This window comes from Collinsella sp. Sow4_D11 (genome assembly GCF_052116465.1).
Lineage (GTDB): Bacteria > Actinomycetota > Coriobacteriia > Coriobacteriales > Coriobacteriaceae > Collinsella.
Genome location: NZ_JBQKLA010000006.1, coordinates 32,941 through 58,097, shown reverse-complemented (window position 1 = coordinate 58,097; position 25,157 = coordinate 32,941). Strand labels below are relative to the sequence as shown.

Genomic DNA, 25,157 nt, shown 5'->3' with positions numbered 1-25,157 from the left:
CCTCACCCTCGAGCTGTGCAGCGTCAACCTCAGGCACGATTTACTCCTCGGCGCCCTCAGCGGCCTCAGCGGCCTCAGCGGCAGCCTTAGCGGCCTCGGCCTCTTTGGCGAGCTGCTTCTTGGACTTCTTGACGACGGTCTCGGTCTTCTCGCCCTCGTTGGCGGCCTTGACCAGGGCGGCGACAGCGTCGGTGAGCTGAGCGCCCTTGGACTGCCAGTCAGCAATCTTCTCGAGATCGAGGTTGATGGTCTTGGGGGCGGTCATCGGATTGTAGCGGCCAACCTCCTCGATGATACGACCGTCACGCGGGGCGCGGGAATCGGCGACGACGACACGGTAGTACGGACGCTTCTTAGCGCCGTGACGAGCAAGGCGAATCTTGACTGCCAAAGGAAACTCCTCCAACCAAGCAGCTTTAGGCTGCAACTACAAACAAACAGTTGAACATAATACGCCATCGACGCGGGCAGGTGAAGTCCGTGAGACCAACTTCTTCGGTGTAGTCGAAGGCAAATCCATATCTTAGACAAGAATTCGCGATTTGCAAGCACATCCACGCACCCCACATGAGCTGCGCGGTATACTCATGCCATGAAAAGATGCGAACATACATACGGTTATGAGGATACTGCGGGCGTCACGCCGCCGCCCTGGACGGGTCCGGCGGTGGGCCTGATGGATCTCGATGCGTTTTTTGCGAGTGTGGAGATGCTCGATCATCCCGAGTGGCGCGGCAAGCCGCTTATCGTGGGCGGAGACGCCGAATCGCGCGGCGTCGTCTCCACCTGCTCATACGAGGCACGCCGCTTTGGCGTGCACTCCGCCATGCCCTCGGCCGAGGCGCGCCGCCTCTGTCCGCAGGCCATTTGGACACACGGGCATTTCGATCGCTACCACGAGGTCAGCGCACAGGTCATGAATATTCTTGCCGACGAGACACCACGCGTTGAGCGCGTGTCCATCGACGAGGCCTTTATCGACATCACGCCGGGCCGCTTTGCGCCCGAGGACCCACTGCTCGTCGTACGACGCATCAGCGATCGCGTGGCGGCACTGGGGGTGACCTGCTCCATCGGCGTCGGTTGCAACAAAACGGTAGCCAAGATTGCAAGCGAGCGAGACAAGCCGTTTGGGCTTACGGTCGTACGCCCGGGAACTGAGCAGCGTTTTCTGGCACCGTTACCTGTTTCTGCCATGAGCGGTATCGGGCGCTCGGCCGAGGAGCGGCTGCGCCGCATGCGGATTTACACGCTGGGCGAGCTGTCGCGCGCACCGGAATCCACACTGTCTGCGATTTTTGGCGTTAACGGCGAGCGCATGCGCCAGCGTGCATTGGGGCTCGAGGTTTCCGAAGTCACGAGCCTCGATGAAGAGCGTGAGGTCAAGTCGGTAAGCAATGAGCGCACCTTTGCGAAAGATTTGACCGAGCGCGGGGACATCGAAGCGGCGATTGCACTATTGGGCGAATCCGTCGGACGTCGCCTGCGCCGCCAGGGGCTTACCGGCGCCACGGTGACGCTCAAACTTAAGTACTCGTACGGCAGCGGTCGCTCGGCACAGCGACGACTCCCCCATCCCACCGACGACGAGAACATCTTTGTGGCGGTAGCGATCGAGTTGCTCGACAACATCTGGCAGGAAGGAATGCATGTACGCCTTGCCGGCATAGGCATGAGTGACTTCAATCATCAAGGCGGCATACAGACCGACCTGTTTTGCGAAGTCGACGACCGCGGAGCCCAATCCAGCGACCGCCGTGACCTCTCCGTCGCCATCGACGCAGTCCGAGACAAGTTCGGCGACACCGCCCTATCCTTCGGCCGCCAATCACGCTTCTCCTCCCACTAAGTAGTCAATTTGGGACGGGGCTTTTTTAGCTACCCTTCAGCTGGCAGCGAATCACCCGGGGCCGAAATAAAACTCAACCGATTTGTAGGGTTAGCTAAAATAGCCCCGTCCCAAATTAGCTACCCAACCCATACCTGACGCGGTCGCAACACAGACCTCGTCCAAAATGAGCTATTTTTTGACTTTGACCTTTTGTATGGTGCAGTGTCCAATGCCCGTAAGACGGACGATCTGTTTAATCGAAAAGCCCTCGCTCTTCAAAGTACGAATGCAGGCATCGCGCGCCCCCTTTGGCAAAGCCTTAAGGTGATGAGGCTCGTACGGCTTAAGAAGCGCCTGCGCAAACTCCAGCGCATCTGTGTCGCTCACATGAGCGCCGTCACGGAAGCAATAGCGATTGGGCTCACCCGAGGTGCTGAAGGCAAAAAATCTCTGAGAGTCACCGAGCAACCCGAGAACGCAATCCGTTTTACAGATACCCGGATATCCCATATACTCGCGAAAGCTGCTCCATCGATACAGCGAAGCGGTCCCAATCCTCGCCTTCGCGGGATTGTCGTGAATGTATCTCACGCAGTTGAGCAGCTGATCATCATCGAGGATCGGCACACTCTTAAATCGATCCTGGAAAACAGGCCCCTTCCTGCCTGTCTTTGAGTTGAAATACATGGCATACGCCGTCGTAATCGAATGCATGCAATCGCTCAGATGAACATGCTCGTCGTCAAGCAGAAGATGAATATGGTTATCCATAAGGCACCACGCGATGACATCCACTTTAAACTTCTGGCATTTCGAAGCAATCAGCCGAATCAGATAGAGCCGATCTTCGTCATCCTCAAATATGAGTTGGTCGGCACATCCCTTTTGGACGACATGGTAAAAACCATATACAGAGATTTCTCGCGCAGTCCGAGTCATACGCATCCCCTCCTCTACAGATGACAATTACGTTACCCGAGCCAGAGTAGAAAAAAACGTACGGGGAGCTATAAATCGCGATGTTCGGCGAACGGTAGGTAGTAGCTAAAAAAGCCCCGTCCCAAATTAGCTACTTTTGGGCAAAAAGAAAGCCGGGCGGCCGCGGAAAAACGCAACTGCCCGGCGAAACACTTGAGGGTAGCTAAAAAAGCCCCGTCCCAAATGAGCTACTAGAGGAGGTCCAGGGAGAGCTGGGGAGCATCGCCCCAGAGCTTTTCGAGGCGGTAGAACTCACGTGCCTCGGGAGTGAAAACGTGGACGACAACCGAACCGTAGTCCATGAGCATCCAGGTCTTCTGCTCGCGGCCCTCAATGGAAAACGGGTGCTCGCCGCAAGCCTCGGCGACTTTCTCCTCAATCTCGTCGACGATGGAATCAACCTGGCGGTTGTTGGTGCCGGTAGCAAGGACAAAGTAGTCGCACACATCGGAAAGCTCAGTCAGGTCGAGCACCTGAACGTCCTCGCCTTTCTTGTCGTAGGCGGCCTGCGCGGCAGCGCGGGCGACATCCTCGGCGGCGACACCGCTGGCGGAGAGCGTCGCGGCGGTGCGGTCGGACGTGGCCACGAAACTCTTGTGCTCCGCACCTTCAAGAATCTGCTCGTCGGTCATGGTCTCATCGGCCATGGAATACCTCTTTCTAGACAGCCCGAACTAGCGCAGCTGGGCGTAATGGTTGTAAATCGTAATAGCCGTGGGATAAAGATAACGCCCGGACTGGATCACATAGACCAGACCCTGCGCAAAACAGGAGAAGAACAACTCGTCGAGCGAGGACTTCCCCACCATCTTGCGCAGCGCATGGGCATAATCGCCATGGCGGTTGGGTTCGATGGCATCGGCCACAAAGACCACCATATCGAGTGGCGTCATGTCGCAAGCGCCCACGGTGTGACGGTCGACAGCCTGAAAGACCGCCGGCGACAGCTCGGGAAAAAGCTGCGGAAGCTCATAGGCGGCAACCGGGCCATGCAAAAGCGGCGTCGCGGCAGACGGAGAGCCGGCAATCTTAATGCCATAATGCAGAGCGCGCGTGACCAGCTCGTCGTCGGAGAGTACTTTGTCCCAGTCATGGATCAGGCCGGCGGCAGCGGCATCAAAGCGGTCGACATCGTATACCTCGGCTAGGTGCAGCGCCGTCTCGGCAACCCCGAGCGAATGCACGTAGCGCTTACGCTTATCCTTCATGCGCACATCGAGCAACTCGTGGATACGCGTCAAGAGCGCGCGCTCGTCGCCCTCAAACTGATCTTCTACCGACAACGTTTCCCCCCGTCAATCAAAATCGTCTTGCCCAAGATCGGCATACAGGCCGCGTTTACGGATATAGCCGAGCACGGACTCGCTCGTAAGATAGCGCACGCTCATGCCGCGGGCAACCCGCTTGCGAATGTTGGTCGAGCTAATCGCCAGCGCCGGAATCTGAATATAGCGCACATCGAAGGGCAGCCCCGATTCCTTAATCCTCGACCGGGCCGTATCGATGTCAAAGCCGGGACGCGTCGCAGCGATAAAGGTTGCCAGTTCGGCAATCTCGTGAGCATTGTGCCAGGTCACAATATCGATAATCGCATCGGCACCCGTAATAAAGTAAAGCTTCACCTGTGGCGGGTAAAACTCGCGAAGGGCACGCAGCGTATCGGCTGTATAGGTGACACCGGCACGATCGATCTCGAAGCGGCTTGCCAAAAAGGCCGGGTTCGCGGCAGTCGCGAGGACCGTCATGGCATAACGGTCCTCGGCAGGCGTCACCGGTTTGTCGAGCTTAAAGGCAGGAGAGCCGGCCGGCATAAAAAGCACAGCGTCCAAGTCGAGCGACTCGCGAGCCTGCTCGGCAGTCACCAAGTGCCCGTAATGAATCGGGTCAAAGGTGCCGCCCATAATGCCAAGCCGAAACTCGTGCCCATCCTTGATGGGCAGCTCTGGCAATCCGATTCCACCGCGCAGCGACATGGCTTACTCGCCCTCCGGGGTCTCAATAACGTCGACTTCGGTAGCGCCTTCGGAGCCCTCGGTGACATGAGCCACGTCCGCACCCTCGGCCGCTACGTCAATAACCTCAACGCCTGCATCCTCGAGCTCGTCCTCGTATTCCGAGAAGTCCTCGGCGCCCTCAAAGTCAAAGGCGCGCTGGCAAATGCGAACCTCGTCGCCCGCACGGCAGCCGGCCTTCTCGAGCGCGTCGTCGACACCCATGCGGGCAAACTTATGCTGCAGGTAGATGACGGCTTCCTCGTTTTCCCAGTCGGTTTGGATAACCATACGCTCGATCGCGCGACCAACCACGCGGAAAGCACCGGGCTCTTCCTCAACAATGCGGAAGCGCTTCTCGCGCTGCAGGCGGCGACGCTCCCACTCCTCGTCGCGCAAATCGACCGGCTCATCGGAAACCGCAAGCTCCGCGCGGAGCTTAGCCACCTGCTCGCCCACGGCAAGCATCAGCGTGTTGAGGCCGGCACCCGTAACGGCGGAAACGGCAAAAAACATGTGGCCGTCGTCGAGCGCCGCGCGCTTAAGGTCGGCAATCTTGTCAGCCGTGCCCGGCGCATCGCACTTGTTGGCGACGACGATCTGCGGGCGCTCCGAGAGCTCGGCACCATACTGCTCGAGCTCACGGTTAATGATGCGATAGTCCTCGACCGGATCGCGATCCTCAAAACCGCCCGTCATATCGACAACGTGCATAATCAAAGCAGTGCGCTCAATATGGCGCAGGAACTGGTGACCCAGGCCCTTGCCTTCACTCGCACCCTCGATGAGACCGGGGACGTCGGCAACGACGTAAGAATATTCGCCGGCACGCACCATGCCCAGATTGGGCACGAGCGTGGTAAACGGGTAGTCGGCGATCTTAGGACGGGCGGCACTCATACGCGCGATGAGCGAGGACTTGCCCACCGAGGGAAAGCCCACGAGCGCGGCATCGGCCATAAGTTTCATCTCGAGCTCGATCCAGTGCTCCTCGGCAGGCTCACCCAGCTGGGCAAACGCGGGCGCGCGGCGCACCGACGTCACAAAGTGGGTGTTGCCCAGACCGCCGGCCCCACCGGGTGCCACGACAACGCGCTCGCCATCGTGCACCAGGTCGGCAATCTCGAACATCGGGGTCTGCGTCTCGGGATCGAGCTCGCGGACTACGGTGCCCATGGGAACTTTCAAAATCAGGTCCTCGCCGCTCTTGCCATTGCGACGGGCGCCCTGGCCGTGCGTGCCGCGCTCGGCACGGAAGTGATGCTTAAAGCGGTAATCGATCAGCGAAGACAGCTGAGCATCGGCCTGGATGACGACATTGCCGCCACGACCGCCGTCGCCGCCATCGGGGCCGCCCTTGGGAACAAATGCCTCGCGCCTAAACGACATGCATCCGGCTCCGCCGTCGCCGCCGCAAACGTTAATGCGGCTGATATCGGTGAACTGTGACAACAGAATCGCCTCCTACAAAAAAGAGGGAGACCCTTGAATCCTAAAACTCAAGTGCCTCCCACATATGTGCTCTATGAAGGGTGAATTACGCGTTCGCGAGCGGGCGTACGCTGACCCTGTGCTTGATACCCTTGTGGAACTCAACGGTACCGTCGACCAGCGCGAACAGCGTGTCGTCCTTGCCACGGCCAACGTTCGCACCCGGGTGGATGTGCGTGCCATGCTGACGGACGAGAATCGTGCCCGTGGTTACCGTCTGGCCGGCGAAGCGCTTCGTGCCAAGGCGCTGACCGCGGGAGTCACGGCCATTACGGGAGGAACCGAGTCCTTTTTTGTGTGCCATTGTGTATACCTACTCTTTCGTTACGAGTGTAATCTACTCGGCGACGGGAGCCTCGGCAACAGCCTCAGCCTCTGCCTTGACAGCCTTCTTGGCGCGGGAGGTAGCCTGAACCTTCACGATCTTCAGCTTGGTGAGCTGCTGACGGTGACCCTTCAGACGACGATAGCGCTTACGCTTGTGGAACTTGAAGACCAGCTGCTTCTCGCCCTTGAACTGCTCAACGATCTGAGCGGTAACCTTGGCCTTGGCCAGCTTGTCGGGATCGGTGACGATCTTCTTACCATCGTTGAGGAAGATGACCGGCAGGGTGACCTTGTCGCCCTCATTGCCCTCGATCTTCTCGACGGTGATGACATCGTCGGTGGCGACCTTGTACTGCTTGCCGCCCGTGTTAACGATTGCGTACATGTTTACTTGCCCTTCATGCATCAGTTAGTGCAACAGCCGAATATAGTAGCAGGCGATAATACCCCCGTCAACGAGTATGTGGAGCAAATCCACAAGTTCGCACAGGTATGGGGCTGACGAGTCGGCCCTCGTCGTCTTCGCATGCTTGATTCTGACGCTCGACATCGTAGGAGCAGATGGTCACGAGGTCTTGCATACCGGTGGAAACAATAGGTGCATCGACGCCCGGGGTCAAGCCCTGCAACAAAACATCAGCAGCAGAAAGCAAAATTTCCGGACGCATGGAGCCCTCGTTGTCGGCATGGGTGTCGAGTATGAGTACCAGATGCTCCGGGCGCTCCCCCGCCTTAAGCTCGTAGCCCACGAGCGTATGGTCCAAGTCCAGGCGCTTGCTCTTTTTGCCGCGCGCATAGTCGATGCCGTGGGCCGCACGCAACGTGTCAATCGCGGCGCGCACCTCATCGGCGCTCACGGGTGACTCAGGGTCCAGGTGCAGGTCGATGCGGTACGACAGGCGCGTGAGCTGGGCCGTCAGCGCCGGCGTGCGCACGTCGATGTATGCGGCCTCGATGGGCGCCAAATCGGCCGGAGATGCCGCGGCCAGTCGCCCAAAGGCCTCGTCGAGCGCGACGAACTCGGTCATAAACAGGTCATACCACTCGCAGGTCGACGACGTGCCCACGGGCAACGCCGACGAAAAGCCCACACGCATATGCGGCGAGAAACCCTGCGTCACAGCATAGGGCAGCCCCGCGCGACGCACGATACGCTCAATGGTATGGATTAGTTCCAAATGGCCAAGGTACTTAAGGCGGTCGCGCTTGCCGTAGCGAACGCGCAGCCTAAAGAGCGTGGAGTTGTCGGTCAAGCGCTCACTCATGCGCGATCACCCACCAATACGTTCTTGGCGTGGAGCGTGGGGCAGATTCCGCAGCCGGTGCACGACGTGCGGGTGCAGTCGGGCGTCGTGACACCCTCCAGCGAGCGACGGTATTCGCGCTCGAGGAAGCCACGCGAGCAGCCGGGGCTCACGTGCTCCCAGGGCAGATGCCAGTCCAGCTCGTAGGGCAGGTGCACGAGCTCGTTGAGGTCGATGCCGTTTTTGGCCGCGGCCTCCTTCCAGTTATCGAGCGAGAAATGCTCCACCCAGGCGTCAAAACGCGAACCGGCACGCCAGGCATCGATGATGACCGGCGTCATGTCGCGGCCTGCACGAGACAGCGCCGCCTCGATAAGCGAGGTCTCGGCATCGTGGTAGTGCACGCGGACCGCACGGTTGCGAACACTCGTAATGAGGAGCTTCTGACGGCGTTTGACGTCGTCGTAATCGAGCTGCGGGCACCATTGGAAAGGCGTGGCGGCCTTGGGAATAAACACCGACACCGAGATGGACACCGAGATGGAGCCGCGGCGCGCCTTGGGCACCACGGAGCGGCCGAGTTCCAGCACGTGATCGGCCAGGTTAGCGATGGCCACGATATCCTCATCGCGCTCGCCGGGAAGACCCATCATAAAGTAGAGCTTCATACGGTTCCAGCCGGCCTCGAAGGCCGCCTTGGCCGCGCGGTCCACGTCCTCCTCGGTCACGTTCTTGTTGATGATGTCGCGCATGCGCTGGCTACCGGCCTCGGGGGCAAACGTCAGGCCGCCCTTCTTTTCGCCGGCGACCGACTCGGCCATATCCACGCCAAACGAATCCAGGCGCTGCGAGGGGATGGACACGCGAATGCCCGTATCCTCCAAGCGGCGGTTGAGCCTGCCAAGCACGTCGCGGATGCAGGAGTGATCGGTGGTCGAAAGCGACGTGAGCGACACCTCGTCATAGCCGGTCTTTTCCAGACCCTGGATCACCGAGGACACAATCTGGTCGGCCGAGCGCTCGCGCACCGGGCGATACGTCATGCCGGCCTGGCAAAAACGGCAACCGCGAGCGCAGCCGCGCAGGATCTCGATAGACAGGCGATCGTGAACGAGCTGCGCATAGGGCACGCACGACTGCGACAATGGATTGGTAGCGCCAAAGTCCTCAACGACACGCTTGTAGACCACCGGCGGGACGTCCTTACCCTCGCGCGGCACGGTATAGCCGTGCGGTGAGCAGGGTTCGTCATAGCGCACCTCGTACAGCGAGGGCACATAGGTACCGGAGACGGTCGCGAGCCGCTCGACAATCTGGGCGCGCGGGACGCCCTCGTCACGCAGGCGGCGATGCAACTGGCAGATCTCGAGCAGCGACTCCTCACCCTCGCCAATCAGGATGGCATCGAAGAAGGCCGCATACGGCTCGGGGTTATAAACCGAAGGTCCGCCGGCGACGACGATGGGATCGTCCTCGGTGCGGTCGGCCGCCAGCAGCGGAATGCCGGCGAGGTCGAGCGCCTCGAGAAAGTTTGTCACGGCCATCTCGTGCGGCACGTGCATACCGACGATATCAAACGAGGCCACGGGCGCTGCGCCCTCGAGCGACAGCAGCGGGATACCGGCCTCGCGCATGGCATCGGCCATATCGGGCCACGGCACATAACCGCGCTCACAGGAGATGCCCTCGGCCTGGTTAAGGATGTTGTACAGGATGGCGATACCCTGGTTGGGCAGGCCGACCTCGTACACGTCCGGGTAAATCATGCAGCAACGATAGTCGGCATCGGCCTTGGAGAGCGTACCCCACTCGTGGTCGATATAGCGACTCGGCTTTTCGACCTTCGCGAGCAGCGGCTCGATCAAATGAAAACAGTCTTGGTATGGAACGCGCAAAAGAAACCCCTAAGCAGCAAGATCGGATGCATCCTCAAAAGGATTCATGGGACGGGTAGCGCCGGCAACCGTGGTCACCAGGTCGCGGACGCGCGAGAACGTGGCGCCAACCACCTCGTTGGCACGGCTGTAGTCGATATCGCGCTCGTAGAGAGACACGAGCGCACGACCCATGCCATAGGTGCCGGCGGCGGCGGTCAGTGCCTTGACGGCAAAGCCGATATGCGGCGTCTGCTTTACCAGGGCGCGAGTGACGGCGCGCATTACCAAGCCGCCGGCAAGCACGCCCGCGACCTCGTAGCCGCGCTCGGGCTTAATGCCGCGTCCAAAGATGGCCGCAAGCTCAAAGAGCATGCCAACCTGCGCCAGCGCCATAACGGGATAATCGGCCCCCGGCAAAAACACCAGCGCGCCCGTCGCCATATTGGTAAGCGCGCACGAGGTGATGATGCGGTTGGCGGCGGCGATGCGCATAAAGGCAAAGTTCGCCGCAAAGGCCGTCTCCTTTTCCGTACGGTCCAGGATCCAGCGGGCGAGCGTCTCGAGCAGATACGTCTTATCGGTGGCCGCTACCACGCCGAGCATGGGCGTGGACTCCTGGATAAAAGGCACCTCGACAGCGGACTCGGCCAGCACGCACACGGGCGCGCCGGCAATGACGAGCTCCTGCACGGAGCTCTCAAGGCGGTCGGAACCGCACGAAAGCACCAGCACCACGTCGGTATCGGTCTTGGGGACGATTCGCTCCTCACCCAGGCGCTCAACGCGCACAATGCCCGAGGTCGTCTGCGGCACAAAGGCATCGCGCACCGTCTCGACCAAAAAACGCGAGGCAGTCGAATCCAGGTAGACCGAAACGCGCACCGGCGTATCGGAATCCCTCTTGGTGGTCGCGCCCATTTTAAAAGCGCGGGTCAGCTTTTCCACGGGAATCTTCATGGCAAACCCCTCCAGCGGTTATGCGGCGCCCGAACGATGCCGCCATATGGATTGTACGATACCCACCGTCAGCAACTGGATCATCATCGACGACGAACCAAAGCTAATGAACGGCAGCGGAATACCGGTAATCGGCATCATGCCAATGCACATGCCGATGTTCTCGAACGTCTGAAATGCCCACATGCCGACAATACCCACGCATGACAAGCGTAGAAACAGAGACTCGCACTTAAAGGCGACGCGGATCGTCGAGAAGATGAGCAGCACATACAGGCACAGCAACAAAAAGGAACCGCAGAAGCCGAACGTCTCTGACAAAAAGGCGAAGACGAAGTCGGTATGGAACTCGGGCAGAAAGCCGCCGGCCGACTGCGTCGCATGCCCCAGCCCCTTACCAAAGAAACCGCCCGAGCCGACCGCGATCAACGACTGCTGCAGGTTGTACGCATCGTCCGAATCGGCGTTGTCGGGGTCGATAAAGACCGTCAGACGATTCATCTGGTACTGCTTAATGAGCACATCGTGACCGAGCAGCGAATCGAAGACCGAATCGAGCGCCAGGACGAGCGCCACGAAACCCACGAGCAGAGCCAAAGTCGACAGCACCCATTCGCGGCGCGCACCGCTCATGCAGATGACGATGGCGCCCGACACCAGCACGACCAGACCCGAGCCCAAATCGCCCATGGCGACGACGGCCAAAAACGGAACGGACAGCATGCCGCAGAGCTTAATGTAGTCGCGAGCGGTATCGATGCGCCCGTTGTACTGCGAGCCAAGCGTGGCCATAAAGAAGATGGTGATGAGCTTGGCAAGCTCAACGGGCTGGAATGTTAAACCGATACCGGGAATCTTGATCCAACCCGTCATTCCCAAGCCGCCCGTGTAGGACAGGCCCGGAATCTTAGGCGAGAAGATCACGATGAGGTCGATGACGAGCAGGGCCGTCGAAAAATTGGAAATGCCGCGCAGGTCGGTGCGCCAGACGAGCACCGCCAGCACCGCGCCAATACCGATACCCAGCAGGTGACGCGAGAACGAGGCGTCGGCTTTAAACTGCGAGGCGGACCAGATAATAATGGCGCCATAGGTGACGAGCGCCACAGTCGCCAACAGCACGCCGACGTGCACCTTTTGGCGAAACGTTCCGCGCGATGCGGAAATCTGCTTGTTGACGCGGTCCAGGCTGCTGCGAGAGCCGGTTTTGGTTGAGCGGAACAGGTCCGCCGGCGAAAAGTCCATCGCAACCTCCTATCGAACCGAGGAATCGCCCGTGGCCGTCGACGTGTCGGGCTCGTCATAAATCGCACCGAGGACATCGCGCACAACGTGCAGCGCGGTATCGGAGCCGCCACCGCCCTGTTCCAAGACAGTGGCGATCACGTACTTGGGGTCATCGGCCGGCGCGTAGGCGCAAAACCACGCGTAATCGTCCTCGCCGCTCTTCTCGCCCGTGCCGGACTTGCCGTAGACCGTAGGGGTCAGGGAGTTAAAGTGCGCGGCGGTCGAAGTCGACGCCGAGTAAATCACATCGTGCATGCCGTTGCGGACCAGCGCAAGATCGGCGTCGTTGTTAATTTGGGCCTCAAGGCGCTTCTTTTTGCCCTTGCCGTTGTACTTGTAGGCATCGCCGTCGCCATCACGCGAGACAGCAGACAAGAACACATGCGGCACATACTGTTTGCCGCCGTTGGCAATACCCATGTAGGCGCAGGCCATCTGCAGCGGTGTCACCAGAATGTCGCCCTGGCCGATGGCGATGTTGGTCATATCGCCGGCATTCCACTTGCGGTCCTCGGCCGAGGCGTCGGTAAAGTACGACTCTTTCCACTCTGCATCGGGAATGCGGCCCGCACCCTCACTCGGCAGGTCGATGCCGCAGGTCTTGCCCAGGCCCCAACGGCGAAAGACCTCTTGCAGGCCTTCGGGATGCTGGTCGTTGTAGAAAAAGGCCTTGCCCATATCGTAGAACACGGGGTCGCAGGAGTTGGCGATACCGGACTGCAGCGTCATCGTGCCGTGGCCGGAGTGCAGCCAGCAGTACTTTCCCCAAGATTTGCCCAAGCCGGTCCAATATCCCGTGCAGTTGGTCGTTTGACTCGAAGTGTACGTGCCAAATTCGAGGCCAGCCAACGCCGAGAGGGGTTTGATGGTCGAGGCGGACATGTACTGGCCGCTAATGGCGCGGTTGAGCAGCGGATGCGAGCCCTCGTCATCGTTAAGCTCGGTCCACACGTCATTGGAAACACCGCCGATAAAGACAGAAGGATCAAACTTGGGTTCGCTTGCCATGCCCAAGATCTCGCCGTTGTTGGGGTCGAGGCACACCACGGCTCCGTTGCCGGCATTGCTATGGCCCGCAGTCTTGGCAAGCTCAATGGCATTCGCCAGAGCCGTCTCGCAGGCCTGTTGAATCTTAAGATCGAGCGTAAGCTTAATGTCAGAACCGGCCTTGGCGGGAACGGCGCCGGCTTGACCGGTAACGTTACCCGAGGCGTCAACTTTCACGGTCTGCTCACCGCGAATGCCCTGCAGCAGATTTTCGTAGTAAATCTCTACGCCCGCCTGACCCACAATATCGCCCGATTGATACGAGATCTGGCCAGCCGCGCTTTCGTTGCCGTCCGACGACTTCTTGTTCTGCGCCTCGAGCTGCTCGGAGGTAATGGTGCCGGTATAGCCCAAAATATGGCAGGCGGTCTCGCCATACGGGTACTGGCGCTCGGTGCGCTCGGCGATCTTCACGCCGGGAAACTCACCGGCGTGCTCCTGAATGTAGGCGACGGTAGAGCGGCGCACGTCAGTCGCGATCGTATGCAGGCTCTGCGCGCCCTCGGAATTGTCCTGGATGTTGCGCAGCACCGCGACATACGGCATGCCGAGCACGTTGGCAAGATGACGCACCAGCACCTTGTCGTCGGCAAGATCGCGATAGGCGACGACGGCGAGCGAGGGGCGGTTTTGCACCAGTGCGACGCCGTTGCGGTCCAAGATGCGGCCACGCACGGCCGGCGTGGTAACGGTACGGGTCTGATTGCTCTTGGCCTGCTTGTCGTAGTAGTCCGACGAGACCATCTGCATGCCCCACAGCTTAACGGCAAGCGCGGCAAACATGGCACCCACGCCCGTGGTGAGGATGGAAAAACGGCCCTTGAAGGCCGTGGCGGCCGTATTGCCCTCGCCCTCGGTGGCGCGCGGGGCCGTTCCGTGCTGTGTGTCGTAGGTAAAGCGGGAGTCGCCGCGGCGCATGATGACCAGCGCGACCACAATGGCCACGACCAGCGCGATACCGGCGACAACAACCGTCAACTGGGAAGACATCTTGAGGCCTCCCCTATTTGAGCTTACGGGTCTTGGGCTTAAAGCGCATGCCCGTCTGACGCCCACCGCGCGCGGAGAACCCATAGCCAGACTGCGGAGCGGCGCCGGACATCAAAAACGGAATGGCAATCAAGCCCGTCAGGATCGAGGACGGCAGAGCGTGCCCAAAGATGGCCACCACAAAGCTCGTCTCCAGACCCATAAACAGCAAGATGATGCTGTAGACCACGTTGATGGCAAGCGCAAAGGCGCCCACGGTAATGCCGCGCGCGCCCGGCGAGCCGCCCGTCTGACCAGCCGCGCTGTGCACCAAAGCAAAACTGCCCACGGTCAGCAGCAGCGACATAACGCCCACCGGAACGGCGGCGGAAAGGTCGTAAAACAGACCGCTGCAAAAGCCGCACACGACGGCACGCGTAGGGTCGCCCGAAAACACGCTCAGGCACACCAAGATGATCATAAAGTTGACGCGACCGCCCGCGATAGAGATTTGCGGTGCCAGTCCCGCCTGCAGCAGCACGCAGACGATAGCGGCGATTGCAAAGGCGCGGGAGCCAGTCCCCTGCTCGTGTAGATCCATGGACATGCCTCCCTATTCGCTCGATCCAGAATCGGACGCTTCGGCCGTGTCGGAATCATCATCCGATTTCTCGTCCTTAGACTGAGTCGCAGCATCGCGCGACGTGCCCTGCGGGGCACTATTGGCCGAGCTCACATCATCGTCCGAAGCCGACTGCTCGTCGGTGAGCGAGGTAATGACGAGCACTTCCTCATTGTTCTCGGCCGTGGTCTGCGCACGTACCACAATGGTGTAGTACACGTCGTTAGCCGACTTCTCGACCGAAGACACGGTGCCGAGCGGCAGTCCCTTGGGAAACACGCCACCGATGCCCGAGGTCACGATGATATCGCCCACCTTAACATCGGAGTCGACGCTCACGTACTCAAGACGCAGCGTGCCATCGGGCTGGCCCTGTAGCATGCCTTGTGCGCGCGTGTCCTGCACCATGGCGGACACACCAGAGTTCTCGTCGCCAATCAGGCGCACGGTCGATGTCTTGGCCGAAACCTCGATAATCTGGCCGATGACGCCGGCCGAGCTCGTCACGGGCATGTTGATGGTAAGCCCGTCGGCAGAACCCTTATCGATGGTGACGGTCGACGTCCAAGCGTCACCCGAGGCTCCGACAATACGAGCCGCAGTGGACTTGAGGTTATAGGTCGACTGCAGGCCCACCAGACCCTCAAGGCGCTCAGCGGTCTTTTGGGCCTCGGAAAGCTCCGCGACCTTGGAAGTGAGGACCTCGTTTTGCTTCTTAAGGTCGTCGAGCGACTCCTGCGAAGCGGTGAGGTTGGAGAACACGTTGCCGATGGCATTGAATGGCGCCGCCACCGCCGAGCCAACGAAACGCACCGGAGAGGTGATTGTCGTGACGCCCGAGCGCACGGCATGTATCGGCCCGGCCTCGCCCTCTCGAATGTAAAACGTGAGCAGCAACACAGAAATCAGGCTGAAAACAATCAACGGGCGCATACCCGTTGATTGTCGCTTGGTATTCAGATTTGAAGAGAAACCCGAAGATCGTGCCAAATGGAATCCACCTTTTGGAAATTAAGCATTGGTCTGGACGAAACCGCCGTCAAACGCGTTGGCCTCGAGCACGCGGGCGCAACCGTTTACGACGTTGTCGAGCGCCGTGGGGCTCACGTTGACCGAAACGCCTGTCTCATCGCGCAAGCGGACGTCGAGGCCGCGCAGCAGCGCACCGCCGCCGGTCAACAGAATGCCGTAGTACATAAGATCCGAGGCAAGATCGGGCGGCGTGGCGTCGAGTGCGTCCTTGACGGCCTTGGCCATCTCGTCGAGCGGCTTATTGAGCGCACGACGAATCTCCTCGCTCTCGATGCGCACGGTCTTGGGCAGGCCCGTGATCACGTCGCGGCCATTGACCTCGACGTCGAGCTCGTCCTTGAGCGGCACGGCAGAGCCGACCTTAATCTTAATGTCCTCGGCCGTACGCTCGCCGATGGCCAAATTGTAGGCATCGCGAACATGCGTGAGGATAGCCTGATCGAACTCGTCGCCGGCAATACGGATGGACTGCGACACGACGATACCGCCCATGGCGATAACGGCGACCTCGGTGGTGCCGCCACCGATATCGATGACCATGGAGCCGGTCGGCTCTTCGACAGGCAAGTCAGCACCGATAGCCGCGGCCATAGGCTCCTCGATCAGATAGGCCTGGCGAGCGCCAGCCTGAATCGTAGCCTCGAACACGGCGCGCTTCTCGACCGACGTGACACCAGAGGGAACGCATACGACGACGCGCGGACGAGGGGTCCACGGATAGCGCTTCTCGGAAGCCTTATCAATGAAGTAGCGAAGCATGGCCTCGGTGACATCGAAGTCGGCAATAACGCCATCCTTGAGAGGACGCACGGCCACAATGTTGCCGGGCGTACGGCCAAGCATACGCTTGGCCTCGATACCGACTGCAAGAATGCGCTCATCGTTTTTGTCGATGGCGACGACGGAAGGCTCGCGAATGACGATGCCCTTGCCGCGCACAGAGACAAGCGTATTGGCGGTGCCGAGGTCGATGGCTAGATCGCCCGCATAGCTACCGAAGAACATGTCCATCAAAGAAAACAACGCAACTCCTGATGTGTTGGATGATTGCTGGAAAACTACTAGCCCATCATACTAGCGCAAGCCCGGCACCTCACTTGCGGTGAAGCACCGGGCAGCGCCAAATCTCATAAGGTCACTACTGGTTGTCAGCGGCCGAGAAATCGATGTCGAGCGAAGATACCGCCCAGCCGATATGGTTATCGGAGCGCACGAATTTGACGGTATATTCCTGCTCGCCGCCCTTGGACAGGGAAGCCTTCACCTTCGCGGTGGTCTCGGTCATGGACTGATCCATGCCCTCGATGGAGACGGTGGCGCCCTGCGGGATCGAGGAGATAATCATCGCCTTGGCGTCCTCGGACAGGCTGGAGGCCAGGCAGGACTCGGCCTTGGCGGTATCACCGTCGCCGGCAGCCTGGAACAGATCGGTGATGACGGACTCCTGCGAGGGGATACCCATGCCGCGCGTGTAGGCAAAGCCCAAACCGCCCGCGGCAAGAACAATCAGCAGAAGCAAAACCAGGAAGACCTTGAGGCCCGTATGGCGATGGCGACGACGGACCTTGGCCTGCTTGCGGTCCTGACGATCCTGCTGGACCATCTCGGACTCGGACAGCGTAAAGAAGCCCGTGTCGGATGGATCGGGCATAAACTGGCCAGTGGCACCCGTGGGATCGAGCGAATCGACATCAGTCGTATCCATGGCGGGCGCCGGGGCCGTGGCCATGGCGGTCTGGGCCGAAAGCGCGGCAAGTGAATCGTGCACGCGGGCAAGCTCATCGGCCTGCTCGGGTGTGAGCTGATAGATGCCGTCGGCGGTGGCGGCATTAAAGGCATCGAGCGCCTCGGAAGGACGACCCGCGGCAGAAAGCGCCTCGCCCATACCCGCGTTAAGCGCACGCGTGTCATCGCGCGGACCGGCAAAGTCGATGGCCGTGCGATAGGTCTCCACGGCGTCCGCCGGTCGGCCAAGTTTGATGAAGCAGCGGCCGAGTTCGCCAAGGGCGGCCGCGGGGGCTGGATTGGCGCCATCGATGGCGGCCTGGCGGAAGGCAGTGCCTGCATTGGCGAAATCGCCCGACTGGAACAGCGCGTTGCCAAGACCCAGATAGGCCTTAAACGGCGTGGCATAGGAAGCATCCTGCGTTGCGGCGGAGAACGCCTGGGCTGCGGTCACATAGTCACCCACGGCAGCGAGCGCCTTGCCGCGGTTGGTGAGCAGCGCGCCGCGCTTTCCATAGGTGCCGTCGTTGAGAGCAGCCGCGTACGCCTCGGCAGCCTCGGCATACATACCCAGGTGCATCAGAGCGTTGCCACGCAGATGGTCGGCCTCGCCCATGATCTCGCTGGGGGTCTTTGCCGCACCGAGCATCTGAGCGGCTGCAGAAAAGTCGCCCGCACGATAAGCGGCTCGACCCTGTTGAATCAGCTGGCTATTCAAGGAAGTCCCCTTTTACTCGTGAACGATCTCGACATGGACGATCTCGTCGCCGGCACGCAGCTGCGAAATCACGTCGAGGCCCTCGACCGTGGTGCCAAAGACGGTGTAACCGGAATCCAGATTGTGCTGGGCACCCAGACAGAAGTAGAACTGGGAGCCCGCAGAGTCGGGGTCCATGGAACGTGCCATGGCAAGCGCACCGTCCACATGGCTGTTGCGCGGGTTGGTGGCAAACTCTCCCTTGATGCAGTAGCCGGGGCCACCGGTGCCGGGCATACCGTCGGGGCCCTCAAGGCCGGCGGCGACGTCAGCGCCGGACATATCGCGGGTATTGGGGTCGCCGCCCTGGATCACAAAGCCGGGCACATAGCGGTGAAACTTAAGGCCGTCATAAAAGCCCATGGTGGAAAGCTCGCAGAAGTTCGCCACATGGATGGGAGCGCCCTCGCCGTCAAATTTGACCTTGATCGTGCCCTTCGACGTCTCGATGATCGCGCACTCGTCACCAGCGAGCTGGTACTCGGGCGTATAAAGCTCTTTCTTAAAACCAAACATGTGGTTCCTTCCTCGTGCGTTTAAAGCATATTTGTACGAATTGTAGCAATAAGCACGGGCTTCCATCAATTGCGCACGCAGGTTATGCCGTCGGAGGGCAACAAATTACGAACGCGGCTGCGGCTTCCAGGCGCTCACATTGGCATCGTACTGGTTAAGGGCGCTGTTGCCGCCCTGTGCGATGGGAGCCAAGATTTCACTCTGGCGTGCACTCAGCGACTCGCCATCGGGAATGGACAGCGAGATATCCCAGCTCTGGCAGATCATGTCGACGCGCTCGTACATCCACTCGGCAAGCTGCTTGAGGTGCTCGATATCCTCCGCGTAGACGGTATCATCTTGCACCTTAAGGTTGTTGAGCTCGTCTTGGGTCTTTTTGATCTGGTCGCGCAGGGCATAAGCGCTCTGCGACAGCTCCTGACGCGTGGAGAGCGGCGTGCGCAGGTACCCGCTGTTAAACGAGTCGACAACCTCACCGATCTGATCATCGTCGCCATACGACACGATGGTCTGATACAGACCGTCGAGCTTGGTATAGAGCTGGTCGTCGGAAAGGACGGTCTCCTCCTGGACCACCTCGGCGGTATTGTCGGACTTGGTCTCTTCCTCGGTAGCCTCGCCCTTCTGGCGCGAGGGGAACGTCGTCTTGGCGGCCTGGCCAAACTGGTCGTAAAAGCCCGGCATAACGCCCATGGGGTCCGACGTCACAAACCAATAGGCACTGCCGCACACGACAGCGAGCAACGCGATGACGATGAGCGGCTTGGGAATACGGCGCTTGTGCTTGTGGTAGGCATCCTCGTCCGGATGCACCTTGCGCTTGGGTTTTTGATTTTTGGACTGAGCGTCGTCACGAAGGGACACCGGCAGCGGGATATCGACCTTGGGAATGCCAAAATCCCTGTCGAAAGCCGGCAGCACGCAGGTCTCATTGGGATCGGCGGCATCGGAAAGTACCGCGGCGGCAGAGGCCGGCGCATGGGGCACCTCGGTATCGATCTGCTCCTGCGTCAGGCGGGGAAAACCAGCCGTGCGCCCAGCAGCCAGGTCGGATGCGGCCGCATCCTCGGATAGAATGCCCGGGGCAGGGCGCCCGCACTTGGAACAGGTACGGTCATGAGGCGACAGACGGGCACCGCAGCCTTCGCAGAACACAAACTCGGTGTGCTCGGGGCCATCGCCCGGGCCAACATAGGTATTGCAATAGGGGCAGAACGAGGAGCCGTCCTCTATGGTCTTGAGACAATGCGGGCAAATCACGGCATCCTCTTTTCGGAATCATTCGAACCATCGAGGTTAGAGCATAACATCGCTACGCCCCTAAAGGCACAGGGCACCAATTCAACATCGCAGGGTAGCTAATTTGGGACGGGGCTTTTTTAGCTGCCCTGGCCGCCAATCGGCCAAATAGATCGCGTCATCAGCCGGGTAGCTAAAAAAGCCCCGTCCCAAATTAGCTACCCTGTGAGGTGCGGTTACTTCTTCTTTTTGCTCGGCATCGAAACCTTAATGCCCTGGGCGGACTTGGTCACACGCGAGCGCTTGGCGCCCGCGCCCTTCTTTTTCTTAGGCTGGGTCTTTTCCACGCCCTCGAGCGCTCGGGCCTCGGCCTCACGAGTCGTACGCTCCTCGCGGCGCTGCGCCATGTCGGCGGCGACGCGCTTGGCAAAACGCTCGGCCGTCGAGCCCGTCGAGCTCACCTTGCCGCCACCGCGGCCCAAGCGAACGCGCACGCCGCGGCCAAAGCCAGTGGCGGCATGGCGGCGACGCGGCTTAAGCGAATCCATCATCGTGGCGAGTTTAAAGAACACGCTGCAAGTAAAGACCACAATCACCAAAAGGATAATTGCCTCGCCCATCGACAAGTTGGCGATAGACAGCAGCTCGGGGAATCCGATAACGCCCACCAAGATGCCGGCGACGACAAATACAAAGAGCATCACGCGCAAGGGTGTGAGCGGCTGCGAGATACGCCAGATCAGGCTCACGCTTGCCGCGCACGACGTGAGAAGGCACATCGTCGACAGCGTGAGCTGGCTAAAGCCAAACACGCGCGCCACAAAGATATCGAGCGCCGCGGCCAAAATGACTGCAACCGATGCCGGCAGCGCGCGCTTGAGCACGTTGGTCAAGAACGACCCCTTCACGCGTGCATTGTTGGGCTCAAGGCCCAGCACAAAGCCCGGCGCGCCGATGCAGAAGAAGTTGATGAGCGTCATCTGGATTGGCTCAAAGGGATACGGCGGCAGCGCGATGCACAGCGCCGCCAGGCCCATCGAGAACAGCGTCTTGGTCAGGAACAGCGAGGCCGAACGCTGCAGGTTGTTGATGGAGCGACGGCCCTCGGCCACCACGGCGGGCATCGAGGCAAAGTCGTTATCGACCAGCACGATCTCGGCCACGTTGCGTGCGGCGTCGGAACCGGCGGCCATGGCCACGGAGCAGTCCGCCTCCTTGAGTGCCAGCACATCGTTGACGCCGTCACCCGTCATGGCAACGGTATGGCCACGACGCTTGAGCGCCTGCACGAGCTCGCGCTTCTGCTGCGGGGTCACGCGGCCAAAGACGTGATAGCGGTCCACCGCCGCATCAATCTTGGACGGCGTATCGAGCGTCGTGGCGTCCACATAAGCGTCCGCCCCCGGCACGCCCACCACGCGTGCGATCGACGACACCGTGCGCGGGTCGTCGCCACTGATCACGTTAAGGGTCACACCCTGCTCGTTAAAGTAGCCGATGGTCTCGGCGGCCGAAGTGCGAATCTCATCGCGAATGGTCACAAAGCCCACGGGCTCGGCCTCGCCCACCATATCGCCATCGGGCGTAAAGCCGTCCACACGGGCCACCACGAGCACGCGGCAGGTGTCGGCAAGCTCGGCCACACGATTTTCGACCTGCGCAAAGATACGCTCCGAAAGCACAAATTGCGCCGCGCCCATCACATAAGAGCCCTGCGCAAACGAGGCGCCGCTCCACTTTTTGGAGGACGAAAACGGAATGACCGACAGCGGCTCGGACACCTCGACCGGGCGGTCGGCGTAGTAGTTGAGCAGCGCCTGGCAGGTCTCATTGGCATCGGCCGAGGTCGCGCGCGCGACATTGGCAAGCGCAAAATCGAGCACGGTAGTATCGACGGGGACAGGTGCCTCGTCCGGGGCCAAGCCCACACCCTCAACGGGCAACGGATAGGTGCCCTCGACCTCCATGCGACCCGACGTGATAGTGCCCGTCTTGTCCAGGCACAGCACGTCGACGCGCGCGAGCGTCTCGATGCAATAGAGCTGTTGCGCGAGTACCTTGCGGCGCGCCAGGCGCACCGTCGCGATGGCAAGCACCGATGAGGTCAGCAGCACCAGGCCCTGCGGAATCATGCCCAAAAGAGCGCCCACCGTGGACAGCAGCGCCGACGAAGGCACGCGACCGGCCAGCAGCTCGGAAAAGCACCACGAAAGCGCGCTATCGCCCGGCGTACCGGCGGCATCCCATAGCCCGCTCACACTCGCGGCAAACAAGGCCAGACCGAGCGGAATCATGATGATGCTCGCAAAGCGCACGATGGCGTTGAGCGCGTTCATGATCTCGGAATTGACCTTTTTGACGTACTTGGCCTCGTTGTTGATCTTGGCCACATAGTTATCCGCACCAACATGGACCACGCGGGCACGCAACAGGCCCGAGTCGATAAAGCTGCCGCTCATGAGCTCGGAGCCAGGCTGCTTTTTGATGAGGTCGCTCTCGCCCGTCAGCAGACTTTCGTTAACGAGCGCCTCGCCCGATACCACCACGGCGTCGGCAGGTATCTGGTCCCCGCGCCCCAGACGAATGATGTCGTCGAGCACGATCTGGTCCAAGTCGAGCTCCACCTCGGCGCCGTCGCGCACCGCGATGGCCTTCTTAGAAGTGAGGAGCGTGAGCTTGTCGACCATCTTCTTGGAGCGCATGGACTGGATGACGCCAATGGCGGTATTGAGGAACACCACGAACAGGAACGTCAGGTTCTTAAACGATCCGGTCATAATGACCAAAATCGCTAAAATCACGTTGATCAGATTGAACAGCGTGCAGAGATTTTCGATGATAAGCTCACGAACCGATTTGGTCTTGAGCTCCATGTTGCGGTTGATCTTGCCGGCGGCAATGCGCTCCTCGACCTCGGCGGTCGAAAGTCCGCGCTCGATATCTGTAGCTGCCATACCACGTCCCATCACGTCGCATCGGTATAAGAAAACCGCCCGGACCATACGAGGTTCGGACGGCCTTACGTTCGATGGTGCCCCATGTTGGATTCGAACCAACGGCCTTCTGCTCCGGAGGCAGACGCTCTAATCCCCTGAGCTAATAGGGCCAACGGTTGGCATTATACCCAAGTGCGCCACGAGCTAACAACATAATAGAAAAAGCTCTGCAATTACGTGGGAGACGAAGCGCAACGGCTCACTTTAGGACGCAAAAGTGAAATAATTAGTATAAACTCTCATGCACCATATGATACGGCTCGCACTGCGGGCCGTTTTTGCACGGGTTATCCATCGAGGTGAGAGGCACACCATGATTGCAATTTTAAAGCAGAGCGCCAGCGATGAGGCCATCGGCCACATCGTCAGCTGGATTGAGAAGAAGGGTCTCAAAACCGACGTGTCGCGGGGCGAGAACGAGACCATCATCGGCCTGGTGGGCGATACAACCAAGATCGACCCGTTCCTGCTCGAGTCCATGGACGTCGTCGAGCGTGTGCAGCGCGTCTCCGAACCGTTCAAGCGTGCCAACCGCAAGTTCCACCCCGAGGACTCCGTCATCGACTGCGGCCACGGCATCAAGATCGGCGGCGACCAGTTCCAGGTCATCGCCGGACCCTGCTCCGTCGAGGGCGAAAACCTCATTCGCATCGCACGCCGCGTAAAGGCCGCCGGCGCCACCATGCTGCGTGGCGGTGCCTACAAGCCCCGCACCTCCCCTTACGCCTACCAGGGCATGGGCCCCGCCGGCCTGGACCTGCTATGCGAGGCATCGGCCGAGCTCGACATGCCGATCGTCACCGAGATCATGGACCCGCGCGACGTGCAGGTCTTCTTGGATAAGAAGATTGACGTCATGCAGATTGGCGCCCGCAACGCCCAGAACTTCCCCCTGCTCAAGGAGGTCGGCAAGACCCAGACCCCGGTCCTGCTCAAGCGCGGCATGTCCGGCACGATCGACGAGCTGCTCATGGCTGCCGAGTACATCATGAGCGAGGGCAACGACAACGTTATCCTGTGCGAGCGCGGCATTCGCACCTTCGAGACCCGCACCCGTAACACCTTCGACCTCAACGCCGTGCCGGTGCTGCACCACCTGTCGCACCTGCCCGTCGTGGCCGACCCCAGCCACGCCACCGGCTACACCCGCTACGTTGAACCCATGGCGCTCGCCGCGACCGCCTGCGGCGCCAACGGTCTGGAGATCGAGGTCCACGACGAGCCCAGCCGCGCGTGGTCCGACGGCGCCCAGGCCCTCACCCCCGACCAGTTCGACGACACCATGCGCCGCATCCGCGCCATCCGCGAGGTTGTCTGCCAAGAGACCATGGAGTAGCCCATGGGTACGGTAAGAAACGCACGCGTTAACCAGGGCGGCCCCAAATGCGCCGGCGTTGTGGGCCTGGGCCTGATCGGCGGCAGCTTTGCCCGCGGCTATGCGCAGGCGGGCGTCCGTGTGCTGGCCTGGGACCCCGACGATGACGTCATGACGGCCGCCAGCATGGGCACCGTCGCCGGCGAGCTCAACGACGAGACGCTCGGCGAGTGCGACATCATCGTGCTGGCCTGTTACCCCGAGGCCTGCATCGAGTGGCTCGAGACGCACGCCCAAGCGCTCGCCGACGCCACCGATACCGAGGCCATCATGGGACCCGTGGTGATTGACACCGTGGGCGTGAAGGGCATCGTGTGCGAGCGTGCCTTTCAGCTTGCCCGCGAGTACGGGTTTTACTTTGTGGGCGCGCACCCCATGGCGGGCACCCAGTACTCGGGCTACGCTCACTCCCGTGCCGACCTGTTCCAGGGCGCGCCACTCGTGCTCGTGCCGCCTGCAGTGGACGATGCGCTCAAACTGGAGCTTTTAGGCCAGGTGCGCGAAATGGTGCGCCCCTTAGGCTTTGGCAAGTTCAGCGTGACCACCGCCGCCGAGCACGACCGCGTGATCGCCTTTACGAGCCAGCTCGCGCACGTCGTCTCAAACGCCTACGTCAAAAGCCCGACTGCCCAGGTTCACCACGGTTTTTCGGCCGGAAGCTACCGCGACCTTACCCGCGTGGCGCACCTCAACCCCCAGATGTGGTCGGAGCTCATGATCGACGACGCCGACGCGCTCGCCTTTGAGATCGACCATCTGATCGACTCGCTTAGCGCCTACAGCCGTGCGCTCAAGGACCGCGACCAGCGCTATCTTGAGAATCTCCTTGCCGAGGGCGACCGCATTAAGCGCGCGCTCGACGACGAGGCCGCCCACTAGACCACCTATCACGCCAG

General features: G+C 60.6%; 23 protein-coding genes and 1 tRNA gene. 3 read left to right on the top strand and 21 right to left on the bottom strand.

Features of this window, described 5'->3' with window-relative positions; all coding sequences use genetic code 11:
• Positions 1-40: 40 nt before the first annotated feature.
• Positions 41-391 carry a 30S ribosomal protein S16 gene (rpsP, locus tag ACTQ40_RS04120; RefSeq protein WP_427717582.1) on the bottom strand — a complete coding sequence of 117 codons (351 nt, stop codon included), beginning with the start codon at positions 389-391 and terminating at the stop codon, positions 41-43.
• Positions 392-592: 201 nt separating this feature from the next.
• Here rpsP and dinB point away from each other — a divergent pair, with 201 nt between their 5' ends.
• Positions 593-1,849, top strand: a complete 1,257-nt coding sequence (gene dinB, locus ACTQ40_RS04115; protein ID WP_427717584.1) for a DNA polymerase IV — start codon at positions 593-595, stop codon at positions 1,847-1,849.
• A gap of 171 nt (positions 1,850-2,020) precedes the next feature.
• On the opposite strand, the gene ACTQ40_RS04110 is transcribed toward dinB, so the two are convergent.
• The 20 genes from ACTQ40_RS04110 to ACTQ40_RS04015 all read right to left on the bottom strand — a co-directional run bounded on the left by ACTQ40_RS04110 (position 2,021) and on the right by ACTQ40_RS04015 (position 22,996).
• Complete coding sequence (locus tag ACTQ40_RS04110) at positions 2,021-2,770, bottom strand: transposase (RefSeq protein WP_195838550.1); 750 nt, start codon at positions 2,768-2,770, stop codon at positions 2,021-2,023.
• 230 nt (positions 2,771-3,000) lie between these two features.
• The gene (gene rsfS, locus ACTQ40_RS04105; RefSeq protein WP_427726898.1) at positions 3,001-3,456 is read right to left on the bottom strand and encodes a ribosome silencing factor; all 456 of its coding nucleotides are present in this window, start codon (positions 3,454-3,456) and stop codon (positions 3,001-3,003) included.
• 27 nt (positions 3,457-3,483) lie between these two features.
• The gene (gene yqeK / locus ACTQ40_RS04100) at positions 3,484-4,017 is read right to left on the bottom strand and encodes a bis(5'-nucleosyl)-tetraphosphatase (symmetrical) YqeK (RefSeq protein ID WP_195838562.1); all 534 of its coding nucleotides are present in this window, start codon (positions 4,015-4,017) and stop codon (positions 3,484-3,486) included.
• An 87-nt stretch (positions 4,018-4,104) separates the two neighbouring features.
• Positions 4,105-4,782: a nicotinate-nucleotide adenylyltransferase gene (gene nadD, locus ACTQ40_RS04095; protein ID WP_427718693.1), complete on the bottom strand. Its 678-nt coding sequence runs from the start codon at positions 4,780-4,782 to the stop codon at positions 4,105-4,107.
• Positions 4,783-4,785: 3 nt separating this feature from the next.
• A complete protein-coding gene (gene obgE / locus ACTQ40_RS04090) occupies positions 4,786-6,252 on the bottom strand; it encodes a GTPase ObgE (RefSeq protein WP_195838549.1) in 1,467 nt (488 codons plus the stop codon).
• 85 nt (positions 6,253-6,337) lie between these two features.
• Positions 6,338-6,595: a 50S ribosomal protein L27 gene (gene rpmA, locus ACTQ40_RS04085; protein ID WP_154516202.1), complete on the bottom strand. Its 258-nt coding sequence runs from the start codon at positions 6,593-6,595 to the stop codon at positions 6,338-6,340.
• A gap of 33 nt (positions 6,596-6,628) precedes the next feature.
• Positions 6,629-7,003, bottom strand: coding sequence for a 50S ribosomal protein L21 (gene rplU, locus ACTQ40_RS04080; protein ID WP_035138585.1), 375 nt, complete (start codon positions 7,001-7,003; stop codon positions 6,629-6,631).
• Between the two features lie 67 nt (positions 7,004-7,070).
• Complete coding sequence (locus ACTQ40_RS04075; protein ID WP_441563406.1) at positions 7,071-7,883, bottom strand: TIGR03936 family radical SAM-associated protein; 813 nt, start codon at positions 7,881-7,883, stop codon at positions 7,071-7,073.
• Entirely contained in the window at positions 7,880-9,757 is a 1,878-nt protein-coding gene (locus ACTQ40_RS04070) for a TIGR03960 family B12-binding radical SAM protein (protein ID WP_441563405.1), read from the bottom strand. Before ACTQ40_RS04070 ends, ACTQ40_RS04075 begins: the two co-directional genes overlap by 4 nt.
• A gap of 9 nt (positions 9,758-9,766) precedes the next feature.
• Complete coding sequence (locus ACTQ40_RS04065) at positions 9,767-10,696, bottom strand: YcjF family protein (RefSeq protein ID WP_441563404.1); 930 nt, start codon at positions 10,694-10,696, stop codon at positions 9,767-9,769.
• Between the two features lie 18 nt (positions 10,697-10,714).
• The gene (locus tag ACTQ40_RS04060) at positions 10,715-11,941 is read right to left on the bottom strand and encodes an FtsW/RodA/SpoVE family cell cycle protein (protein WP_441563403.1); all 1,227 of its coding nucleotides are present in this window, start codon (positions 11,939-11,941) and stop codon (positions 10,715-10,717) included.
• Positions 11,942-11,950: 9 nt separating this feature from the next.
• Complete coding sequence (gene mrdA / locus ACTQ40_RS04055) at positions 11,951-14,020, bottom strand: penicillin-binding protein 2 (protein ID WP_441537884.1); 2,070 nt, start codon at positions 14,018-14,020, stop codon at positions 11,951-11,953.
• Positions 14,021-14,033: 13 nt separating this feature from the next.
• Entirely contained in the window at positions 14,034-14,600 is a 567-nt protein-coding gene (locus ACTQ40_RS04050; RefSeq protein WP_441563402.1) for a hypothetical protein, read from the bottom strand.
• A 12-nt stretch (positions 14,601-14,612) separates the two neighbouring features.
• Positions 14,613-15,554 (bottom strand): rod shape-determining protein MreC, encoded by a 942-nt coding sequence (gene mreC, locus ACTQ40_RS04045; protein WP_427794828.1) that lies wholly within the window; start codon positions 15,552-15,554, stop codon positions 14,613-14,615.
• Positions 15,555-15,632: 78 nt separating this feature from the next.
• Entirely contained in the window at positions 15,633-16,664 is a 1,032-nt protein-coding gene (locus tag ACTQ40_RS04040; protein ID WP_006236061.1) for a rod shape-determining protein, read from the bottom strand.
• 127 nt (positions 16,665-16,791) lie between these two features.
• Positions 16,792-18,096 carry a tetratricopeptide repeat protein gene (locus ACTQ40_RS04035; RefSeq protein WP_441563401.1) on the bottom strand — a complete coding sequence of 435 codons (1,305 nt, stop codon included), beginning with the start codon at positions 18,094-18,096 and terminating at the stop codon, positions 16,792-16,794.
• A gap of 12 nt (positions 18,097-18,108) precedes the next feature.
• Positions 18,109-18,651: a peptidylprolyl isomerase gene (locus ACTQ40_RS04030; protein WP_154516178.1), complete on the bottom strand. Its 543-nt coding sequence runs from the start codon at positions 18,649-18,651 to the stop codon at positions 18,109-18,111.
• Positions 18,652-18,756: 105 nt separating this feature from the next.
• Positions 18,757-19,911 (bottom strand): zinc ribbon domain-containing protein, encoded by a 1,155-nt coding sequence (locus tag ACTQ40_RS04025; protein WP_441563400.1) that lies wholly within the window; start codon positions 19,909-19,911, stop codon positions 18,757-18,759.
• 215 nt (positions 19,912-20,126) lie between these two features.
• Positions 20,127-22,844: an HAD-IC family P-type ATPase gene (locus ACTQ40_RS04020; RefSeq protein ID WP_441563399.1), complete on the bottom strand. Its 2,718-nt coding sequence runs from the start codon at positions 22,842-22,844 to the stop codon at positions 20,127-20,129.
• Between the two features lie 75 nt (positions 22,845-22,919).
• Positions 22,920-22,996, bottom strand: a tRNA-Arg gene (locus ACTQ40_RS04015).
• A gap of 203 nt (positions 22,997-23,199) precedes the next feature.
• Between ACTQ40_RS04015 and aroF the strand changes: the two genes are divergently transcribed.
• Both aroF and ACTQ40_RS04005 read left to right on the top strand, forming a co-directional pair.
• Positions 23,200-24,222, top strand: coding sequence for a 3-deoxy-7-phosphoheptulonate synthase (gene aroF / locus ACTQ40_RS04010; RefSeq protein ID WP_441554372.1), 1,023 nt, complete (start codon positions 23,200-23,202; stop codon positions 24,220-24,222).
• A 3-nt stretch (positions 24,223-24,225) separates the two neighbouring features.
• The gene (locus ACTQ40_RS04005; protein WP_441563398.1) at positions 24,226-25,140 is read left to right on the top strand and encodes a prephenate dehydrogenase; all 915 of its coding nucleotides are present in this window, start codon (positions 24,226-24,228) and stop codon (positions 25,138-25,140) included.
• Positions 25,141-25,157 lie beyond the last annotated feature (17 nt).